Here is a 17,875-nt window from a genome sequence, read left to right on the forward strand (position 1 = left end):
GGATCAAGGCCATCGTCTACTTCGACACCAAGAAGGACGACCAGGGCGACCGCGACATCAGCATCAACAGCAAGGCCTCCAGCCTCGCCGCGTTCCGCAAGCTCGCCGCCGACCCGATCTTCAACGTCACCATCAAGTAACCCACCACACCACCCCGCACGACCCGCACGACCCCACGAGCCGCCCGGCACACCAGCCGGGCGGCTCGACCGCTTTCTATAGGCTGCCCGCATGGACGCGCTGCGCACCGTTGCCCTGCTCGCCGCGACACTCACCACCGCGATGATGGCGGGCCTCTTCCACGCGTACTCGTGCTCGGTGATGCCGGCGCTGCGCGGCGCCGACGCCGCGGTCCTGGTCGAGGTCATGCAGCGGATCAACCGGGCGATCCTGAACGGCTGGTTCGCGCTCTGCTTCGCCGGGGCGCTGATCTTCGGGGTCGTGGCCGTCGTCCTGGTGGCGATCGACGGCGACACCGCCGTGCTGGTACCCGCGGCGGCCGGCCTGGCCGTCTACATCGCACAGTTGGTGGTCACGGCCCGGATCCACATCCCCTTGAACAACGGCCTGGACGAGGCCGGCAGCACCGATCCGGCCGCCGCCCGGGAGGCGTACGAGAGGCCGTGGGTGCGGTGGAACCACGTCCGCACCGCGCTGTGCGCCGCGGCGGCGGTCTGCTGGTGCTGGGCGCTGCTGCAGTCCTGAGCCGCGGCTGACCCGGCTATATAGACGGCGGTATACCAAGTTTGACATCTGGGCGGGCGCCCGAGGTGCGCTGAGAATCCTTCTCACCACCTCGGTCACTCCCCCCGGAGGCTCTCTTGACCAGACGCCGTCTCACCCCCGCACTGCTCTCCGCCGTGCTGGCGGCCGTGCTGCTGCAACTCGGCTTCGCCGCGCCGGCCGGCGCGACTCCCCCCGGTATCCCCGCCGCCACCACCGCCCGGACCTACCTCGCCGCGCTCACGGTCGCGGCCTCGACGCACACCACCACCTACAACCGGGACCTCTTCCCGCACTGGCACACCGTCTCCGGCGCCTGCAACACCCGGGAGACCGTGCTCAAGCGCGACGGCACCGGCGTGGTCGTCGACTCGGCGTGCGCCTCCACCTCCGGGCGGTGGTACAGCCCGTACGACGGCGCCACCTGGGCCGCTGCGTCCGATGTGGACATCGACCACATGGTGCCGCTGAAGAACGCGTGGATCTCCGGCGCCTGGGCGTGGACGACCAGCAAGCGCGAGTCGTTCGCCAACGACCTGACCAACCCGCAGCTCATCGCGGTCACCGACAACGTCAACCAGTCCAAGAGCGACAAGTCGCCAGACTCGTGGAAGCCGCCGCTGACCGGCTACCACTGCACCTACGCCCGGATGTGGGTCAAGGTGAAGTACGTCTGGGCGCTCACCGTCACCAGCGCGGAGAAGTCGGCCCTGACGACGATGCTCAACGCCTGCTGACCCCCGCGGACAGCGGCGCGACGACCGGCTGGGCGCCGAACCCCGGGTTCGCGCCCAGCCACTGCGCGAAGCGTGGCCGGATGCTCACGACGTCGAGGTAGGCCTGTACCGCGAGCGTGGCGACCTCGGCGGCGCGGGCGGCGGCGGGACCGGCCGGATCCCAGCCGAGCAGGTGCCGCCAGCGCAACGGCGAGCCCTCCAGCGCCAGCGCGACGACCCCGGTTATCGGCCGCACGGTGCCCTGGCACAGGACCACCGCCGCGCCGCCGGCGACCAGGTCGATGCAGCTGCCGACATCCATCTCGTACGGCGGCAGCGGCGTGAAGCCCGCCCGGGCGCAGGCGATGGCGAAGCAGTCGTTGAAGCAACCGTCGCCGGGGGCGGTGGCCCACCTCTCCCCGGCGAACTCGGCGAGCGGAACCTCGTCCCGTCCCGCCAGCCGGTGCCCGGCGCCGACCAGGACCCAGACCGGGTCGACGCAGACCGGCTGCCAGACCAGGCCTGCGTCGGGGGAGGGTATCGACGGGGCGCAGGCGCCGACGAGCGCGTAGTCGAGCCGGCCGTCGAGCACCCGCGCGCAGATCTCGTCCGCGGACCACGTGGCGTGCATGGTGACCGGGCTGTTCGGGTGGGCCGCGGCGAGCCGCTGGACGAGGCCGCCGGAGACCGGGCCGTTGGTGGCGCCGATCCGGTACTGCCCGGGCCGGTCGGAGCCGACGAAGGCGGTGACGTCGCGGTGCAGGCCGTTGACGGCGGGGATGACCAGCCGGGCCCGCGCCAGCACCAGATCGCCGAGCGGGGTGGGCCGGGTGCCGCGCCGTCCACGATGGAACAGCGGGCCGCCGACGGTCCGCTCGATGCGCTTGAGCTGGGTCGTCAGCGCGGGCTGGGCCAGCCCGAGCGCGGCGGCGGCCTTGGTCACGCTGCCCGCCTCGGCGATCGCGCAGATCATCCTGAGGTGGCGCAGCTCGAGGTCCACAAGCCGACGGTAGAGGTCGGCGCCGGGTACCGAAATACCAACATTGTGAATTTCGGGGGACGAGCGACATCGGTGGAGTCCTACCGGAAGACGACATATCGGGGTGATCTGGGTCACTGCCCGTTCACATGACGTTTGCCGGCCGGACCGCTCGGCGTCGGTCAGGTGCGTGGGCGCAGGCCGTCCATCATCAGGTCGAGCAGGCGGCCTGCCTGCTCCCGCTGCCCCGGCCCGCCGGCTGCGAGGGTCACCCCGTTCAGGCAGGTCAGCACGTCCATCACCGGGACGTCCGCGCGCAGCGCGCCGGCCCGGATGCCCGCGTCGAGCAGCATCGTGAGCGCGTCCGTCAGCCGTTCCAGGCTGTGCGCGAACTCCCCGTCACCTGAGTTGATCACCATCCGCACCGCCTCGGCCATGCCGCGCTTGGTCGCCAGATAGTCCACGAAGTCGTCCATCCAGACGCGCAGCGCCCGGTCGGGCGCGCCGGCCGCGAGCAGCGGCGCCACCGAGTCGCAGAGCCGGTCGAGCTCGCCGCGGTACACCGCCTCGACCATCGCCTCCCGCGTCGGGAAGTGCCGGTACAGCGTGCCGATCCCGACGCCCGCCGCGCGCGCGATCGTCTCCAGCGCCACGTCCGGCCCGGCCGTCGAGAACGCCCGCACGGCCACCTCGAGGAGGCGGTCGCGGTTGCGCCGGGCGTCGGCGCGCAGGGGGCGCTCGGCCATCGCGGGTCGTCCTTCCTCGCCGGTGTCCGTGCCGACAGGGTGGCACATCGCGGCGCGGAGGTTCCCCGCCGGCAGGGCGGCCCCGGGTCAGGTGCCCTTGGCGGCCGGCGCCTCCCGGTGCCTGACCGGCCTGGTCACCTGCTTCGCCACGCACGACGGCATCCCCGCGGTAGCCCGCGCCGCCTCGCGCCGGTACGCGCTGGGCGGCATGCCGACCAGTTCGGTGAAGCGGGTGCTGAAGGTGCCCAGCGACGAGCAGCCGACCGCGAAACAGACCTCGGTGACGCCGAGGTCGCCGCGGCGCAGCAACGCCATCGCTCGCTCGATGCGCCGCGTCATCAGATAGGAGTACGGCGACTCGCCGTACGCGAGCCGGAACTCGCGGCTGAGGTGACCCGCCGACATGTGCACGCCGCCGGCGAGCGCCTCGACGTCCAGCGGCTGCGCGTACTCCCGGTCGATCCGGTCGCGGACCCGGCGCAGCCGCGCCAGGTCGCGCAGGTGCTGCTCCGCGGCGGGTCTACTGGTCACCTGTGAAATCGTGCCACATCGCGCGGCCCGGCGGCCGGTCGTCGGCGACGCGGTCCCGGCGGCCACTCCCGTACCTCTGGTCGACGGCTGCCACAGGGACCACACGACAATCGCGCGAACCGGTACCCGGACCGCGCCGAATCCCTCAAGTGGCACGCCACCCGCCCGATTCGACGGTGGACAGCACACCACCGGGCGTGCGACCGGCAGACGGAAGGGGTCTGATGACGTTCAGGCACCCCGGTCGGGGCACCACGGGGGTCGTCGCCCTCGTCGTCGTGTTCGCCGTCTGGACGGTCGGCGGTTTCGGCGGGGAGATCGTCACCCGTACCGCCACGAACATCGGTACGGTCCTGATCACCCTCGCCGCCGGCATCGCCTGCCTGATCCGGGCAGTGCGCAGCCGCGGCCGGATGGGCGCCGCGTGGATCGGGCTCGGACTCGGCGCCCTGTCGTACTCCTTCGGTGAGGCCGCCTGGACGTGGATCGAGACCGTCCAGGGTCGCGAGGTGCCGTTCCCTGGGCTTCCCGACGTCGGCTACCTCGGCATGGTCCCGCTCACCGCCGCGGGCCTGCTCATGGTGCCCGCCGCCCGGCAGTCCACGGCCAACCGCGTACGCAGCATCGTCGACGGCATGATGATCGCCTGCTCGCTGCTGCTGATCAGCTGGATCGCGGTCATCGGCCCGCTGCTCACCGAGGGCGCCGACAACACGGCCGGCCTCTACGTCCTGCTCGGATACCCGCTCGGCGACGTCGTGCTGGTCACCATCGTGCTCTACACGCTCGCCCTGCTGCGCCGCGGCGGCCAGGGCTCGGGATCGCTCGTGCTCATCGGCGCGGCGATGCTGGTGATCGCCACCGCCGACAGCATCTACGTGTTCCTGGCCCTGCACGACGAGTACGCCTCCGGCGGCCTGCTCGACATCGCCTGGATCGCCGCCTTCGCCCTGGTGCTGCTCGCCGCCCGCCGCCCCGGCCCCGGCCTCTCCCGCCCCGCGCCCGAGTCCGAGGACGACGCCGACCAGCGCCCCGTGGCGATGCTCGTGCCGTACGCGGTGGTGCTCGCCGCCCTGGTCTGCAGCGTGGCCTTCTACGCGGTCTCCGGGCGCAGCGACCTGTTCACCGGCGGCTCCCGCACGGCGCTGATCGTGCTGATCATCGTCCGCCAGCTGCTGACCCTGCTCGAGAACCGCCACCTGACCCGCCAGCTCGAGGCGCGTGTCGCCAAGCGCAGCGCGGAACTGCAGGCCAGCGAGGCGCGCTTCCGCGCCCTCGTGCTGCAGAGCTCCGAGTCGGTCGCGGTCATCGACGCCGAAACGACGATCCGCTTCCAGAGCGAATCGGTCGAACGGATCTTCGGCTACACCCCGGAGATGCTGCTCGGCCTCAACCTGGTCCAGGTCGTCGGCCGCCGGGCCGCGCCGGCGATCGCCGCCGGCATCGAGTCGATCAAAGACCAGCCGCTGGGCGTCGTCGTCCTCGAGGTGCCGATCCGCCACCACAGCGGTCGCCTCCGGCTCGCCGAGATGACCATCACCAACCTGCTGCACGACCCGGCCGTCGGCGGCTACGTGCTCAACACCCGCGACATCCACGACTCGCGCGAGCTGCAGGAGCAGCTCATGCACGAGGCGTACCACGACAGCCTGACCGGGCTGGCCAGCCGCGCCCTGTTCCGCGAACGGGTGATCGAGGCGCTCGAGCAGAGCGTGCGCTCCGACGACGTGGCGATCCTCGTCCTCGACCTGGACGGCTTCAAGGAGATCAACGACAGCCTCGGCCACGCCGCCGGCGACGCGCTGCTCCTGCAGGTCGCCGACCGGCTGCGCGCCGCCGTACGCGAGGGCGACACCGTGGCCCGCTTCGGCGGCGACGAGTTCGGCGTCCTCATCGAGTCACTGGCAGCCCGCGCCGACGCCGAGGCGGTCGCCGGCCGCATCGCCGGCGCGCTCGAGGAACACTTCGTGGTCGGCGGCCGCGACCTGCGCGTGGCGGTGAGCATCGGCCTGGCCTCCGGCGCCGACGCCGACAACGTCGACCAGCTGCTGCGCAACGCCGACCTGGCCATGTACCGGGCCAAGTCCGCCGGCGGCGCCGGGCTGGCCGCCTACGACCCGCAGATGCTCAGCGGCCTCCTGCAGCGCCTCGAACTCGAGGCCGACCTGCGGCTGGCCCTGGAACGCAACGAGCTGGCCCTGCACTACCAGCCCACGGTCGACCTGCGTACCGGAAAGATCATCGGTTTCGAGGCGCTGGTGCGCTGGCACCACCCGACCCGCGGCATGGTCTCCCCCCTCGACTTCATCGGCATCGCCGAGGCGACCGGCCTGATCGTCCCCATGGGCCGCTGGGTGCTCGCCGAGGCCTGCCGCCAGGCCGTCGCCTGGGGCGCGGGCACCACCCGCCGGCTCAAGATGTCGGTGAACGTCTCCGTGCGCCAGTTCGAGCACGGTGACCTCTCCGCCACGGTCGCCGAGGTACTGGCCGAGACCGGCCTGCCGGTCGACCAGCTCTGCCTGGAGATGACGGAGAGCGTGCTGCTCACCGACACCGACGAGAACCTCACCCAGCTCGAGCGCCTGAAGGCGCTCGGCGTCACCCTCGCCATGGACGATTTCGGTACGGGATACTCGTCGCTGGCGTACCTGCGCCGCTACCCGATGGACATCCTGAAGATCGACCGCTCCTTCGTGGACCGCCTCGGCGGCGACCGCGAGGACGAGGCCCTGGTCCGCACGATCGTGCGCCTCGGCAAGAGCCTCGGCATGACCACGGTCGCCGAGGGCATCGAGGACCAGATCCAGCTGGCGGCCCTGCGCGAGCTGGACTGCGACGTCGCACAGGGCTACCTGTTGTCGCGGCCGCTGCCGGCGGACGACGCGGGCCGGATCCTGGCCGAGGGCCTGTCCGCGAAGCTCTCCGTCCCCGCCTGACCCAGCGCCCTCACGTCCCGGCCGTCAGAAGGTGACCGGCAGGGAACCCAGCCGGTGGCCGATCGGCGCGGTCGGCAGCCACTGCGGCGTCTCGTACGCGGGCCGCAGCTCGGGGCAGCGTTCGAGCAGGATCCGCAGGCACTCGTCGGTCTCCATCCGGGCCAGCGCCGCGCCCAGGCAGTAGTAGGTGCCCATGCCGAAGCCGAGATGCCGCCTGCCCTCGCGGGTGATGTCGAAGACGTCCGGGTCGGCGAAGACCTCCGGGTCGCGGTTGGCGGCCATGAGCGCGAGATAGACGTGCCTTCCCGCCGGTACGGTGCTCCCGGCCAGCTCGACGGGTTCGGTGGTGACGCGGCCGACGACTCCGGCCGGGCCGTCGCAGCGCAGCATCTCCTCGACGGCGCGGGGCATCAGGCCGGGACTCTCCCGGAGCCGGGCCAGCTGGCCCGGGTTCTCGAAGAGCAGGACGAGGCCGTTGGCGATCAGGTTCGCCGTGGTCTCGTGGCCGGCGAAGAGCAGCAGCACGCAGTTGGCGACCGCCTCGTCCTCCGTGACGATGCCCTCGGCCTCGGCGGCCATGAACGTGCTCAGCACGTCCTCGCGGGGAGCCCGGCGGCGCTCGGCCGCGATGAGCCGCAGGTAGTCGTGCATCTCGAGCATGCTGCGCTGCGCCCGGCGCAGCTGCTGGAGGTCGCCGTCGCCGAAGATCGGCAGGATGTCGCGCGACCACGCCTGCAGCTGCTCGCGGTCGGTGACCGGCATGCCGAGCAGCTCGGCGATCACGTTCGCGGGCAGCGGGTACGCCAGGTCGCGAACGACGTCCATCTGGCCCTTCGGGGCGACGGCGTCGAGGAGCTCGCCGGTGAACTCGCGCACCCGGGGCCGCAGCCGGTCGACCATCGCCGGAGTGAAGTAGCGCTTGAGCAGCTGCTGGAAGCGGACGTGGTCGGCCGGGACTGTGTGCCCCATCCACATCTCGATGGATCGGCGGACCGGGGCCAGCTCCTCCTGCTCCGCGGGCGTCAGGCGCTGGAGGACCCGCGCCATGTTGGCGCTGTCCATCCGCTTGTCGCGCAGCGCCGCGTTGACGTCCGCGTACCGGGTCAGCAGGTAGGCGTCGAGTTGTGGCAGCCACGCGAGTGGACTCTCGGCGCGTACCCGGTGCAGGAGGCCGTCGGGGTCCGCCAGTGCCTCGGGGGTGAACAGGTCGTATTCCCGTACCGTCGCACCATGGTCGCTCATGGTGGCGATTCTGACGGACCCCAGTGATCGTTATCTATGCCAATCCGGGGTCATCCGCCGTTGCGCGGCGTCCCGCCGAGGTTGAGGTCGAGGTTCACACCCTGGGCTGCGCAGGCGGTCTGCAGGCCGGCGGTGTGGGTGGTGAGGGGGCCGACGTAGGCCGCGGCGCCGGCGCCCGGGTTCTTGCCGAGCTTCTGAATCTGCCGCACCAGGTCGATCAGGGCCGTGCCGTGCTCGCGGAGGTCGCCGTGGCGGGACTCCTCGAACTGCGCCCGCGCCTGGGTGTATTCGGCCTGGTTCATCGGCGCCGCGGCGCCGGCCTTCACGGCGTCGGCGTGGTCGCGCATCGCGTTGCAGGCGGCGACGCCCGGGTCTTCCTTGATCGTCCGGTCGTACACCAGCCAGCCGCCGGCGGAGACGAGGACGGCGGTCGCCGCGCCCGCGATCCAGATCCAGCGCCCGCGGCGCGGCGCCGGCGGGGTCGGCTCGGTGGCCAGGGTGGGGTTCGGCTCGGTTTCGGGGACGACGGGCGTGCTCATGGTGGGACAGTCCTTCCAGGCGGGCTCGACCGCGCCTCGCGGTGTTGGTGTACCGACGATCTGTGATCGTCCTATCCGGACGGCTGATCCGTCCTGAACCAACACCTGCAACTCCCACACCACCACAAAAGTTACGGAACCGCGCTTTGGATCATCTGTAGCGCCGGCCCGGCGCCGGCGGGGCCGAGCCCGAACTGCATCGGGTGATCTTGTGCAAGGGCGATATCGATGGACCTGACTCGTTACCCTGTCAGGCCTGCGGTGGCGGAGCGTGACCGGGTGAGAGCGCGAGGTGGATAGGCGGTGACCGCGCGGCCTAGGGTCCATGGTGGCGACGAAGGGTCGACTCCACCGCGCCAGGGCGCGACCGACGGCGGGGGTGCGCCACGACCGGTCCGGGAAACCCGAGGCGCTGTCACGAGTGTGGCTCACGCCGAGCGCGAAATCGCGCGAGTGGCCCGGCAGGGGCGCGCCGGGGCGGGTCAGGTCGACGCCGGCAACGGCGGGGGACAGCACGCACCGACGCCTGACGAGTCCCGGTTCCAGGAGATCCTCCGGCGACACGGGCAGCTCGGTGACGAACCGCCCAAGTTCAACATCGCGGCCAACGATGACGCCCATGGCGCCGACGGGGCACACACGATCGACCGGCACGGCCCGCAGCTGCCCCTGCCGAGGCAGCCGGGCGTGAAGACGGTCGAGGGCCGGATCTTCGGCGAGACGGGCTGGGGCAAGGCGGAAAGCAGGTCCTACAAGTGGACCGATCCGTCGACCATGAACCGCGAGGTGAATCGGTACGTTCAGCAGAACTGGCAGACGATCCGCGACGACCTGGCGTTCGACGGATTCCACGAGAACCTGTTCAACGCGGGTCATCGCGTCGGTCAGGGCTACTACAACAGGGGCATGTACGGCGCAGGTCCACGTCAGTCGGAGTATGGGGAGACCAGTCTCGTCCGGATCCGCATCCGGGTCGTGGAAGGCTCGGATCCCGCCGTGCCGTTCATCGTCACCGCCTTTCCGGCCGGGCTAGGGTGAGGCGATGGACACGTCTGGGCTTCCCGAGTCGCTCCGCGGGCGGATCGCTGAGCGGGTGGCGCTGCCGCCAATCGAGAAGGTCCGGGCGCTGCTGCACGGCTATGTGGCGGACGCCGAGAGCTTCGACGAGATCCGTGCGGAGCTCCGACGGACGGCGCGGACCAACGATTTCCATCTCCGCCAGTACCTCGACGCGCTGGACACCGTCCTGGCTGAGCCGCAGCCGCCGGGCACGCTGCTGCAGTTGGTCGAAGGCGACGCAAACTGGGGAATCGACCACGATCAGACCGACTCAGGCGCTGCGGTCTTCCTCCGTGAGGTCGCCGAGGCGCTGCGATCGGTGATCGCCGAGTCGTAGCGCGTGGCCCGGGTCGTCGCCGCGGATGCGGGCGTGCAGGTGCATGTCGTGCCGGCCGTCAGAATGGACGGCGTCGCTGCGTTTGGTGCCCTCCAGGAGGAAGCCGGACTTCAGGGCGACGCGGCAGGAGGCATCGTTGCGGGTCGAGTGGTCCAGGTGCAGACGGTGGAAGCGGCCCTCGCCCAGTGCCCAGACGCTCATGGCCGTCAGCGCCCGGGAGGCGACACCCGCTCCCCGGGCCGCCGGGAGCACCCAGTATGCGCATCCGGCGACACCGTCATCGAGGTTCATCCCGCCCATGGCGATGCGCCCCAGCACCTCACCGCCGTTCCGGGTCACCGCCCAGTGCGCGCCCGTCTCCTCGGCCCAGGCCCGGCGGTACCGATCGAACCAGTCGCGGACCTGGTCCTCGGACCCGGGCTGGCGGGTGTGCCAGTGCCGGATCGCAGGGTCCCGGTATGCGGAGAGGAAGACCGCCGCGTCGGAGGCCTCCCAGGGCCGCAGAACCAGGCCGCCCGGTGCGGAGAGCACCGGTTGCGGGCCGGCGGAGAGAGCGCCGGCGGGGATGGCCGGCGGCGTCGAAAGGCTGAACCTCACGCCTGATCCTCGCCCGGCGACGGGCCGGCCGTTCGCGTCGCGGTCTGCGTGACGCCCTCCTGACGTAGCTCCATGATGTCTCGCTGGAACCTGACCTCGAGGTCGAGTCCCGGGTGTCGGAAGCCGCCGTCGCGCAGCGGCACCAGGATCGCCGGGGACTGGCCCGCGGCCGTGAGCGAGAGTCCGCCGTCCGCGGCCGCGACGTCGATGGGAAAGTCGTCCCGCAGCAGGTAGCGGCCCGTCACCTCACCCGGCGGGGCGGCCCGGGCTGCGGCGTAACGGCGTTCGGCGGCGGTGAGGATGCTGGTCCGTACCTCGGTCGTGTCCTCGGAGTTGGTCATCACGGCGACCGCGGCGCCGGCGTCGGGCCAGGCGAACGAGAAGCAGGAGTAGCCGACGTTGTCGCCGGTGTGCCCGAACCGGCGGCGGCCGGGGGAGTCGTCGAGCTCGGTGCCCAGGCCGTAGGCGCCGCCGGGGAGTTGTGGCGTCAGCATCTGCGTGGCCAGGTCGCGGCCGAGCAGCTCGGATTCTCCGGAGGCGGCGCGGGCGATCTCGAGTTCGAGCCGGAGCAGGTCGGTGGGCGTGCTCCACAGGCCCGCGCCGGCCATCTCCGGGATCGTGCGCCAGCCGCCGGGAACGGCGGTGCCGACGCGGTGATGGCCCGACGCCACCGATCGGGGCCGCCGGTGCGGGAACCGCTGGTCGAAGCTGCTGTCCACCATGGACACGGGATCGAGCACCAGCGTCTGCATGAGGGCGTCGAACCGGGCGCCGGTGACATCGACCATCAGCTGCTGCAGCACGGCGTAGTGGCTGCCCGAGTACCGGAACCGGCTGCCCGGCAGCAGGCTGGGCCGAACGGGCGGGGTGTTCGCCGGTGCCCTGCCCTCCAGGGTCTGCAACAGGGTCGGCGCGGGGCCGTCCACGCCGTAGCCGCGGAACCAGTTGTAGGACAGCCCGGCCGTGTGCGCCAGCAGTTGGCGCAGCGTCACCGTCGCGGGCCGGCCCTCGCCCGCCGGCAGCCGCCAGGTGGTCAGGTATTCGCCGATGTCGGCGTCCAGGTCCAGCACGCCGCCGTCGACGAGCCGCAACGCGCCGAACGCGGCGACGTGCTTGCTGATCGAGCAGGCCTGGAACGCGGTGTCGGGGCCCACCGGTGTGGGCGCGTCGGCGCCCGTGGTGCCGTAGCCGGCCGACCAGGTCCGCCCGTCGTCGTGTGCCACCGCGATGCCGAGCCCGGGAATCCGGTAGGTGTCCATGAGTTCGGGCAGGGTCGCCACGTCCGGCGACGTCCGGTCGCGGGCGCCGTGCCGGTCCAGGCGGTCCAGGATCTCGGACCACTGCCGAGCCAGTTCCCCGTCGTTCATGGACAACGAGTCTTTACCACGGGCCCGCCGCGCACCAGGTCCATCGGGCGTGGATCCGGATCAGCCGGCGAGGGCGTCGACCAGGCGGCGGGCCGAGCCCGCGAGGTTCCACCGCTCGGCGAGCGCCAGCAGGGCTTCGCCGTCCTGGGGCGCCGACGGCAGCGTCGCGTCGAAGGGTGGCAGCGGCACGTCGAGCGCGACCCGGCACACCGGCAGGGCGGCCGCCAGGTAGTCACGGGCCGCGTCCAGCTTGATGCGCAGGCCGGGCGCGAACCCGGCGTCCTTGTCGTCGAGCGCGGCCAGGATCTCGTCGACGCCGCCATAGCGCGCGATCAGCCGCGCCGCGGTCTTCTCGCCGACGCCGGGCACGCCCGGCAGGCCGTCGCTCGGGTCGCCGCGCATCGCCGCGAAGTCCGCATACCAGCGGGCCGGGACGCCGTATTTGGCCTCGACGGCCGCGTCGTCGCTGTCCTCGAGCTTGGCGACGCCGCGCCCGCAGTAGAGCAGCCGCGTGCCGCGCGCGTCGTCGACCAGCTGGAACAGGTCGCGGTCGCCCGAGACGACCTCGACCGGCCCCGGCTGGGTGGCGGCGAGCGTGCCCAGCACGTCGTCGGCCTCGTAGCCGGCCACCCCGAAGGCCGGGATGCCCACCGCCCTGAGCACCTCGAGCAGGACCGGGACCTGCTTCTCCAGGGCCGCGGGCACCTCCTCGACGGTGCCGTGCGCGACCCGGTGCCGCTTGTATGACGGGACGAGCGCGACCCGCCAGGCCGGCCGCCAGTCCGCGTCGAGGGCGCAGACCAGCCGATCGGGCCGGCGGGTCCGGACCAGCTGGGCGATCATGTCGAGGAAGCCGCGGATCGCGTTGACCGGCTCGCCGGCGGAGGTCCTCGCGGCGGACTCGGGGATGCCGTGGAACGCGCGGAAATACAGGCTGGGGGCATCGACAGCCAGCAGGGGTCGCTCAGTCACGGCCCTAACCTAGTCGCGCGGTGTGACAGTTTGCGGGAGCCTGGCTCGGTGCCACGACGGCTGATCATCAACTGCGACGACTTCGGCATGTACCCGGCGGTCAACGCGGGGGTGCTGCACGCCCTCGAGGACGGCATCGCGAGCTCGTGCAGCCTGATGCCACCGTGCCCGGCGGCGGCCGGGGCGATGTCGCTGCTCCGGGACCGCCCGCACCTGCCGTTCGGCATCCACCTGACCCTGTTCTGCGACACCCCTGCGTACCCGTGGGCCCCGCTGACCGCGCGCGGAGAGGTCCCGTCGCTGCTCAACGCCGCGGGGGAGTTCTTCCGGCCGGACCAGGTGCCGGCGCTGCTCGCACAGGCCCGCGCCGAGGAGGTCGCCGTCGAGTTCCGGGCCCAGATCCGGGCCGTGCTCGACGCACGCCTGAGCCCGACGCACCTTGATTGGCACTGCCTTGCCGACGGCGGCCGCGAGGACCTCTTCGACGTGACCCTCGCGCTCGCCGACGAGCACGGCCTGGGCGTCCGCGCCTGGCTCGGTCCGGCCCGGCGGCGCCTGCGGCGCCTCGGCCGCCCGGTCACCGACCACGACTTCCTGGACAGCTTCCGGCTCGGCCTCGAGGCCAAGTTCCTCCGGTACGCGGAACTGCTGCGAGCCCTGCCCGAGGGCACCAGCGAATGGGCCGTACACCCGGGCCTGGCCGACGACGAGGCCCGCCGCATCGACCCGGGCTGGCGGGTCCGCGCCACCGACCACGAATTCCTGACCGCGCCGCAAGCGGCCGCCCTGCTGGCCGCGGAGGGCATCACGCTGGTCGGCCACCGCGCGTCGGGTACGGGTGGGGAGACGAACCTGCCAAACGTTCGTTAAGCTGTCAGGTGTGACGGTCGAGCGGATTCTGCCAACGGATGAGGCGTACGAGCTGCTGGGTCTCACCCGCGAGCTAGCCGACGGCGAGCTCGCCCCCCGGGTGGCCCGGTTCGAGCAGCAGGGCGAGTTCCCCCGGGAGGTGCTGCGCACCCTGGGCGGCGCCGGGCTGCTCGGCCTGCCCTACCCGGAGGCGGACGGCGGCTCCGGCCAGCCGTACGAGGTCTATCTCCAGGTCCTCGAGATCCTCGCGGGTTCGTGGCTGGCGATCGCCGAGGCGGTCAGCGTGCACACCCTCTCCTGCTTCCCGATCGCCGCGCACGGCAGCGAACGCCAGCGCAAGTCGCTGCCCGACATGCTCGGCGGCGACCTGCTCGGCGCCTACTGCCTCTCCGAGCCGCAGGGCGGCTCGGACGCCGCGGCCCTGACCACCCGGGCCGTGCGCGACGGCGAGGCCTGGGTCGTCACCGGCACCAAGGCGTGGATCACCCACGGCGGGCAGGCCGACTTCTACAACATCTTCTGCCGCACCGGCGGTCCCGGCGCGGCGGGCATCTCCTGCGTGGTCGCCGACGCCGGCACGCCCGGGATCCTGCCGCAGGTGCCGGAGCGCACGATGGGGCTGCGGTCGTCGCCGCCCGCGCAGATCGTCTTCGACGGCGCCCGGGTCCCGGCCGACTGCCTGGTCGGCGAGCCGGGTTCCGGCTTCCGGATCGCGATGCAGGCGCTCGACGCCGGCCGGCTCGGCATCGCCGCCTGCGCGGTCGGGCTCGCGCAGGCCGCGGTCGACTACGCCGCCGGGTACGCCCGCGAGCGCGAGCAGTTCGGCCGGGCGATCGGGGAGTTCCAGGGTGTGGGGTTCATGCTCGCCGACATGGCCACGCAGGTCTCCGCCGCCCGCGCCCTGATGCTGGCCGCCGCTCGCCTCAAGGACGCCGGCCGGCCGTTCTCGGTGGAGGCCGCCAAGGCCAAGCTGTTCGCCACCGATGTCGCCATGCGGGTGACGACCGACGCGATCCAGGTGCTCGGCGGGGCCGGCTACGTCAGCGACCACCCGGTCGAGCGCTGGTTCCGCGAGGCCAAGGTGCTGCAGATCGTCGAGGGCACCAACCAGATTCAGCGCCTGGTCATCAGCCGGTCACTGACCCGGGGATGAAACCGGTTCGTTACCGGGGCCGCCGGCCCGGTAAGTTGTCGCCGTGGAAGAGATCGACCGGGCGATCGTCAGCGCCCTCACCGTGGACGGCCGGCTGTCCTACACCGATCTCGCCGAGCGGGTCGGCCTGAGCGTCTCCGCGGTCCACCAGCGGGTACGCCGGCTGGAGCAGCGCGGCGTGATCGGCGGCTACACGGCGAAGGTGTCCTACGAGGCGTTGGAGCTGCCGTTGACGGCGTTCGTGGCGATCCGCCCGTTCGACCCGTCGCAGCCCGACGACGCGCCCGAGCGGCTGGCACACCTGGCCGAGATCGACTCCTGCTACTCGGTGGCGGGGGAGGACTTCTACCTGCTCATGGTCCGGGTGGCGAGCCCCGCGGACCTCGAGCGCCTGCTCCAGGAGATCCGTACGGCGGCGAACGTCACCACCCGCACCACGGTCGTGCTGAGCACCCCGTATGAGAACAGGCCGCCCCGGATCGAGCCCACCCCCCGACCCGAAGTGTCCTAGACGCCGTACGGGCAGTGCCCCGGCCCTCAGCTCGCGGCGTCGACGAGGGCCTGGAAGAGGCGGTTCGGGTCCTCCGCCAGGCGGTTGCAGACGTAGAGCCACCACTCGGTGCCGAAGACGACGTACTCGCGGGTGGGGTGACCCCGTTCGGCCATCGCCGCGATCCGGTCGGGGCCGAGCCCCAGCAGGGTCTCGAACTCCCAGGGCGCGCCGGCCGACGGGGCGCCGAGCAGGGCCTCCACCCCGTGGATCAGATCCCAGTCGTGGGTCGCGAACGAGCACGGGTGCCCCGAGCCGGCGAGCAGTTCCGCGTAGCGCAGGTAGGCGTCCGCGAGGGACTTGTCGTCGCGGGCGTACGCGATGGTCTCCGGCTCGAGGAACGCACCCTTGACCAGGCGGATCCGGCCGGGGAGGGCGAGCAGGCCGGCCAGATCCTCCGCGGTGCGGTGCAGGCGCGCCTGCACGGTGACGCCGACGTGGTCGAAGCGCTCGCCGAGCCGGCGGTGCACGGCGAGGATCGCGTCGGTGCGCTCGGAACCCTCCGCCGAGATGACCATCTCGCGGCCGGCGGCGGCGGTGGCCTCGGCGATGCGGGTGCCGTTCTCGAAGGCGAGGTCGGTGGAGATCGCCAGGCCGATGTGCGACAGGTCGAGCGAGACCGAACAGCCGGCCGGCAGCCGCCGGGCGAGCTCGACGAAGACGTCGGTCTCCCGGGCGGCCCGCTCGGCGTCGCGGCAGCTCTCGCCCATGTACTCGGCGTTGGCCCGATGCCCACGGTCGAGCACCTCGGCGACGCGGGGGAGTGCGTCCTCCAGGGACTCGCCGGCGACGTAGCGGTCGGCAACCTTGCGGGCGAGGGGCCCGAGCACGGGGTCGCCGGGTATCCGGGCCTTCAGTCCTTCATCGAGCGCCAGCGTGCGCAGAACCTGTGCCGCCTGCCGGGGGTCATTGATCATCACCCAAGTCTGCCGCACCCTGTCATCCTAGGATGCCCTACGCGACGTGCGCCCGGTCACCGAGCCGAACCATGCGGTCGCCTACGGCGCCCGTCCTCGGTGGTGACGCGTCCTAGGCGACGCCGCGGGGCTGGGTGTCTTCGGCCCGCCACCAAGGTCGACGCCGAGTCTGTTCTTGCCGTGGCCGGCCCGCTCGCCCGCCGGATCGTCCGGCGGCCGCCGCGGGGCCCGGGCGGCCGATCTCCAGCGGGTCGAGTCGGGCTCGACCGGAGTGCGTTGCCTGCTGTGCGGGCCGGCCCGGAGATTCGTGCCGGCACCTCGGCCGGAGCCGCGGCGGGAAGCTCGGTGCCGGTAAACCGGCGACGTCGGCTGGGCGCCGGGCTGATCCGCGGCGCCCGCCGGAGCCGGCGCCGTGACCACGAACGTTCGCGGTGCTGGATGGTCCGGCGGGGTCATGCCGTTCAGGCTGTGCGGCCGGCCTCCCTAGAGTTGTGGCCATGACGGATCACGGAGAGCGGCCGCCCCACCTCGAACATCGGGGGTTCGACTGGCCGCCGGGCGGCGTGAACCCGTTCGATCGCGACTTTCCCGAGGCCGGTCGGCTCTACTGGGCGCACGAGCGGCCCTCCTTGCTGTTCCCGGTGAGCCGGCAGCCGGAGCGCACGGACCTGGACCGGGCGATTCCCATGGGCTACACCACGTTGCTCCTGATGGAGAGGGTCGCGGTGGTCACGCTCGGGGAGCGCGGCCGGCGTGAGTGGAAGCATCAGGCTCAGCACGGCAGTGTCGGGCCGTTCCAGCAGTATCAACTCATCGTGCCGCCGGACGGGCCCGCAGAGAAATACCTGATGGTCGGCGCGATCTGGCCCTTCCAATGGACGCACCGTGACGCGGTGCGGCTGGGGCAGATGACCGGCCGGGTGGTGCTGGTGTGCCGCGTCCTCAGCTACGAGTCCTGGCACTGAGCACGTTCACGGGATCTGTCACCGCCACCGCCTGGACGGCATGACGCAGCCGGACCATCCAACACCGCGAACACTCGTGGTCACGTCACCGGATGGATGGGATGTGGCAATGAGCTTTCAACGTGGCCCGGGCGGCAGCCCCCAGCGGCGGTCGACGGCTCGGGTACCTCTGGCCCGAGGCCAGGTTGAAAAGTGCTCAATGACGAGGATGCGGCTCGCCGGCGCTCATTGTGTGGCTCGCGGCGTGGGCCTACCTTCAATGCATGGAGAAGACCGCGCGAGCCGAGCGCACCCGCGAGGACTACCGGCGGCTGCCGCCACGGATCACGCCGGAGCAGATGATTCCGCTCCAGCCGGTGCTGCACCTCCTGCAGGATCCGCGTGAGGGCAGCGACAACGATTGGCATGTCCGCATGGGCTGGGCGGTCTGACGGAGGCCTCCTCGGGCGGAGCCTTACGAGGCGCGGCGCTCCTTGATGACCGGCGTAGACGCGGCCGGCGGATCGCGGGGGGTGTACCGGCGCCGCCGATGACCCGGCCTCGCAGCGGAACCGGGCGGGCGCCTGCGTGCGGACGAACGCCGACGCATACCCCCGGTACATCGGTTGCGCCGCCCCGGACCGCACCGACGCTCGACGCCAGAGTCCATACGGGTGCCGGCCCGGCGACGTCCACG

The 17,875-nt window shown here is 72.0% G+C and carries 19 protein-coding genes; 10 read left to right on the plus strand and 9 right to left on the minus strand.

Annotation, left to right across the window (positions count from 1 at the left end):
- Positions 1-231 precede the first annotated feature (231 nt).
- Together AB0B58_RS21240 and AB0B58_RS21245 are read left to right on the plus strand one after the other, a co-directional pair.
- The gene (locus tag AB0B58_RS21240; protein ID WP_360225931.1) at positions 232-705 is read left to right on the plus strand and encodes an anthrone oxygenase family protein; all 474 of its coding nucleotides are present in this window, start codon (positions 232-234) and stop codon (positions 703-705) included.
- Positions 706-848: 143 nt separating this feature from the next.
- On the plus strand, positions 849-1,460 hold the full coding sequence (locus tag AB0B58_RS21245) for an HNH endonuclease family protein (protein WP_360226669.1): 612 nt from the start codon (positions 849-851) through the stop codon (positions 1,458-1,460).
- On the opposite strand, the gene AB0B58_RS21250 is transcribed toward AB0B58_RS21245, so the two are convergent.
- The 3 genes from AB0B58_RS21250 to AB0B58_RS21260 all read right to left on the minus strand — a co-directional run bounded on the left by AB0B58_RS21250 (position 1,447) and on the right by AB0B58_RS21260 (position 3,695).
- Positions 1,447-2,439, minus strand: a complete 993-nt coding sequence (locus AB0B58_RS21250; protein WP_360225934.1) for a LysR family transcriptional regulator — start codon at positions 2,437-2,439, stop codon at positions 1,447-1,449. The genes AB0B58_RS21245 and AB0B58_RS21250 overlap by 14 nt on opposite strands.
- Before the next feature lie 161 nt (positions 2,440-2,600).
- Positions 2,601-3,164, minus strand: coding sequence for a TetR/AcrR family transcriptional regulator (locus AB0B58_RS21255; RefSeq protein WP_360225937.1), 564 nt, complete (start codon positions 3,162-3,164; stop codon positions 2,601-2,603).
- 87 nt (positions 3,165-3,251) lie between these two features.
- Positions 3,252-3,695, minus strand: a complete 444-nt coding sequence (locus AB0B58_RS21260; RefSeq protein WP_360225940.1) for a helix-turn-helix transcriptional regulator — start codon at positions 3,693-3,695, stop codon at positions 3,252-3,254.
- A 224-nt stretch (positions 3,696-3,919) separates the two neighbouring features.
- Here AB0B58_RS21260 and AB0B58_RS21265 point away from each other — a divergent pair, with 224 nt between their 5' ends.
- A complete protein-coding gene (locus tag AB0B58_RS21265; RefSeq protein WP_360225943.1) occupies positions 3,920-6,631 on the plus strand; it encodes an EAL domain-containing protein in 2,712 nt (903 codons plus the stop codon).
- Positions 6,632-6,655: 24 nt separating this feature from the next.
- Here the strand turns inward: AB0B58_RS21265 and AB0B58_RS21270 are convergent, their stop codons facing one another.
- Together AB0B58_RS21270 and AB0B58_RS21275 are read right to left on the minus strand one after the other, a co-directional pair.
- Positions 6,656-7,873 (minus strand): cytochrome P450, encoded by a 1,218-nt coding sequence (locus tag AB0B58_RS21270; protein ID WP_360225946.1) that lies wholly within the window; start codon positions 7,871-7,873, stop codon positions 6,656-6,658.
- 50 nt (positions 7,874-7,923) lie between these two features.
- The gene (locus AB0B58_RS21275) at positions 7,924-8,412 is read right to left on the minus strand and encodes a hypothetical protein (RefSeq protein WP_360225949.1); all 489 of its coding nucleotides are present in this window, start codon (positions 8,410-8,412) and stop codon (positions 7,924-7,926) included.
- A gap of 453 nt (positions 8,413-8,865) precedes the next feature.
- Between AB0B58_RS21275 and AB0B58_RS21280 the strand changes: the two genes are divergently transcribed.
- A complete protein-coding gene (locus AB0B58_RS21280; RefSeq protein ID WP_360225952.1) occupies positions 8,866-9,450 on the plus strand; it encodes a hypothetical protein in 585 nt (194 codons plus the stop codon).
- Positions 9,451-9,454: 4 nt separating this feature from the next.
- A complete protein-coding gene (locus AB0B58_RS21285; RefSeq protein WP_360225955.1) occupies positions 9,455-9,808 on the plus strand; it encodes a hypothetical protein in 354 nt (117 codons plus the stop codon).
- Here the strand turns inward: AB0B58_RS21285 and AB0B58_RS21290 are convergent.
- The 3 genes from AB0B58_RS21290 to AB0B58_RS21300 are packed head-to-tail and all read right to left on the minus strand — an operon-like array spanning position 9,743 to position 12,744.
- A complete protein-coding gene (locus tag AB0B58_RS21290) occupies positions 9,743-10,405 on the minus strand; it encodes a GNAT family N-acetyltransferase (RefSeq protein WP_360225958.1) in 663 nt (220 codons plus the stop codon). The genes AB0B58_RS21285 and AB0B58_RS21290 overlap by 66 nt on opposite strands.
- A complete protein-coding gene (locus AB0B58_RS21295) occupies positions 10,402-11,772 on the minus strand; it encodes a serine hydrolase domain-containing protein (RefSeq protein ID WP_360225961.1) in 1,371 nt (456 codons plus the stop codon). Before AB0B58_RS21295 ends, AB0B58_RS21290 begins: the two co-directional genes overlap by 4 nt.
- 60 nt (positions 11,773-11,832) lie before the next feature.
- Entirely contained in the window at positions 11,833-12,744 is a 912-nt protein-coding gene (locus tag AB0B58_RS21300; RefSeq protein ID WP_360225964.1) for a 5'-3' exonuclease, read from the minus strand.
- Between the two features lie 48 nt (positions 12,745-12,792).
- Between AB0B58_RS21300 and AB0B58_RS21305 the strand changes: the two genes are divergently transcribed.
- From AB0B58_RS21305 to AB0B58_RS21315, 3 genes are read left to right on the plus strand one after another with little or no spacing between them, the layout of a single operon-like run.
- Entirely contained in the window at positions 12,793-13,614 is an 822-nt protein-coding gene (locus AB0B58_RS21305; protein WP_360225967.1) for a polysaccharide deacetylase family protein, read from the plus strand.
- A gap of 10 nt (positions 13,615-13,624) precedes the next feature.
- Positions 13,625-14,767: an acyl-CoA dehydrogenase family protein gene (locus tag AB0B58_RS21310; protein ID WP_360225970.1), complete on the plus strand. Its 1,143-nt coding sequence runs from the start codon at positions 13,625-13,627 to the stop codon at positions 14,765-14,767.
- A 43-nt stretch (positions 14,768-14,810) separates the two neighbouring features.
- Positions 14,811-15,278, plus strand: coding sequence for an Lrp/AsnC family transcriptional regulator (locus AB0B58_RS21315; protein ID WP_360225973.1), 468 nt, complete (start codon positions 14,811-14,813; stop codon positions 15,276-15,278).
- 26 nt (positions 15,279-15,304) lie between these two features.
- Here the strand turns inward: AB0B58_RS21315 and AB0B58_RS21320 are convergent, their stop codons facing one another.
- Positions 15,305-16,234 (minus strand): proline dehydrogenase family protein, encoded by a 930-nt coding sequence (locus AB0B58_RS21320; protein ID WP_360225976.1) that lies wholly within the window; start codon positions 16,232-16,234, stop codon positions 15,305-15,307.
- Positions 16,235-16,731: 497 nt separating this feature from the next.
- Between AB0B58_RS21320 and AB0B58_RS21325 the strand changes: the two genes are divergently transcribed.
- Positions 16,732-17,199, plus strand: a complete 468-nt coding sequence (locus AB0B58_RS21325; RefSeq protein WP_360225979.1) for a hypothetical protein — start codon at positions 16,732-16,734, stop codon at positions 17,197-17,199.
- Between the two features lie 263 nt (positions 17,200-17,462).
- Positions 17,463-17,630 (plus strand): hypothetical protein, encoded by a 168-nt coding sequence (locus AB0B58_RS21330; protein ID WP_360225981.1) that lies wholly within the window; start codon positions 17,463-17,465, stop codon positions 17,628-17,630.
- Positions 17,631-17,875: the final 245 nt, after the last annotated feature.

Origin of the sequence: Actinoplanes sp. NPDC049118 (assembly GCF_040648555.1) — a bacterium.
Classification (GTDB): Bacteria; Actinomycetota; Actinomycetes; order Mycobacteriales; family Micromonosporaceae; genus Actinoplanes.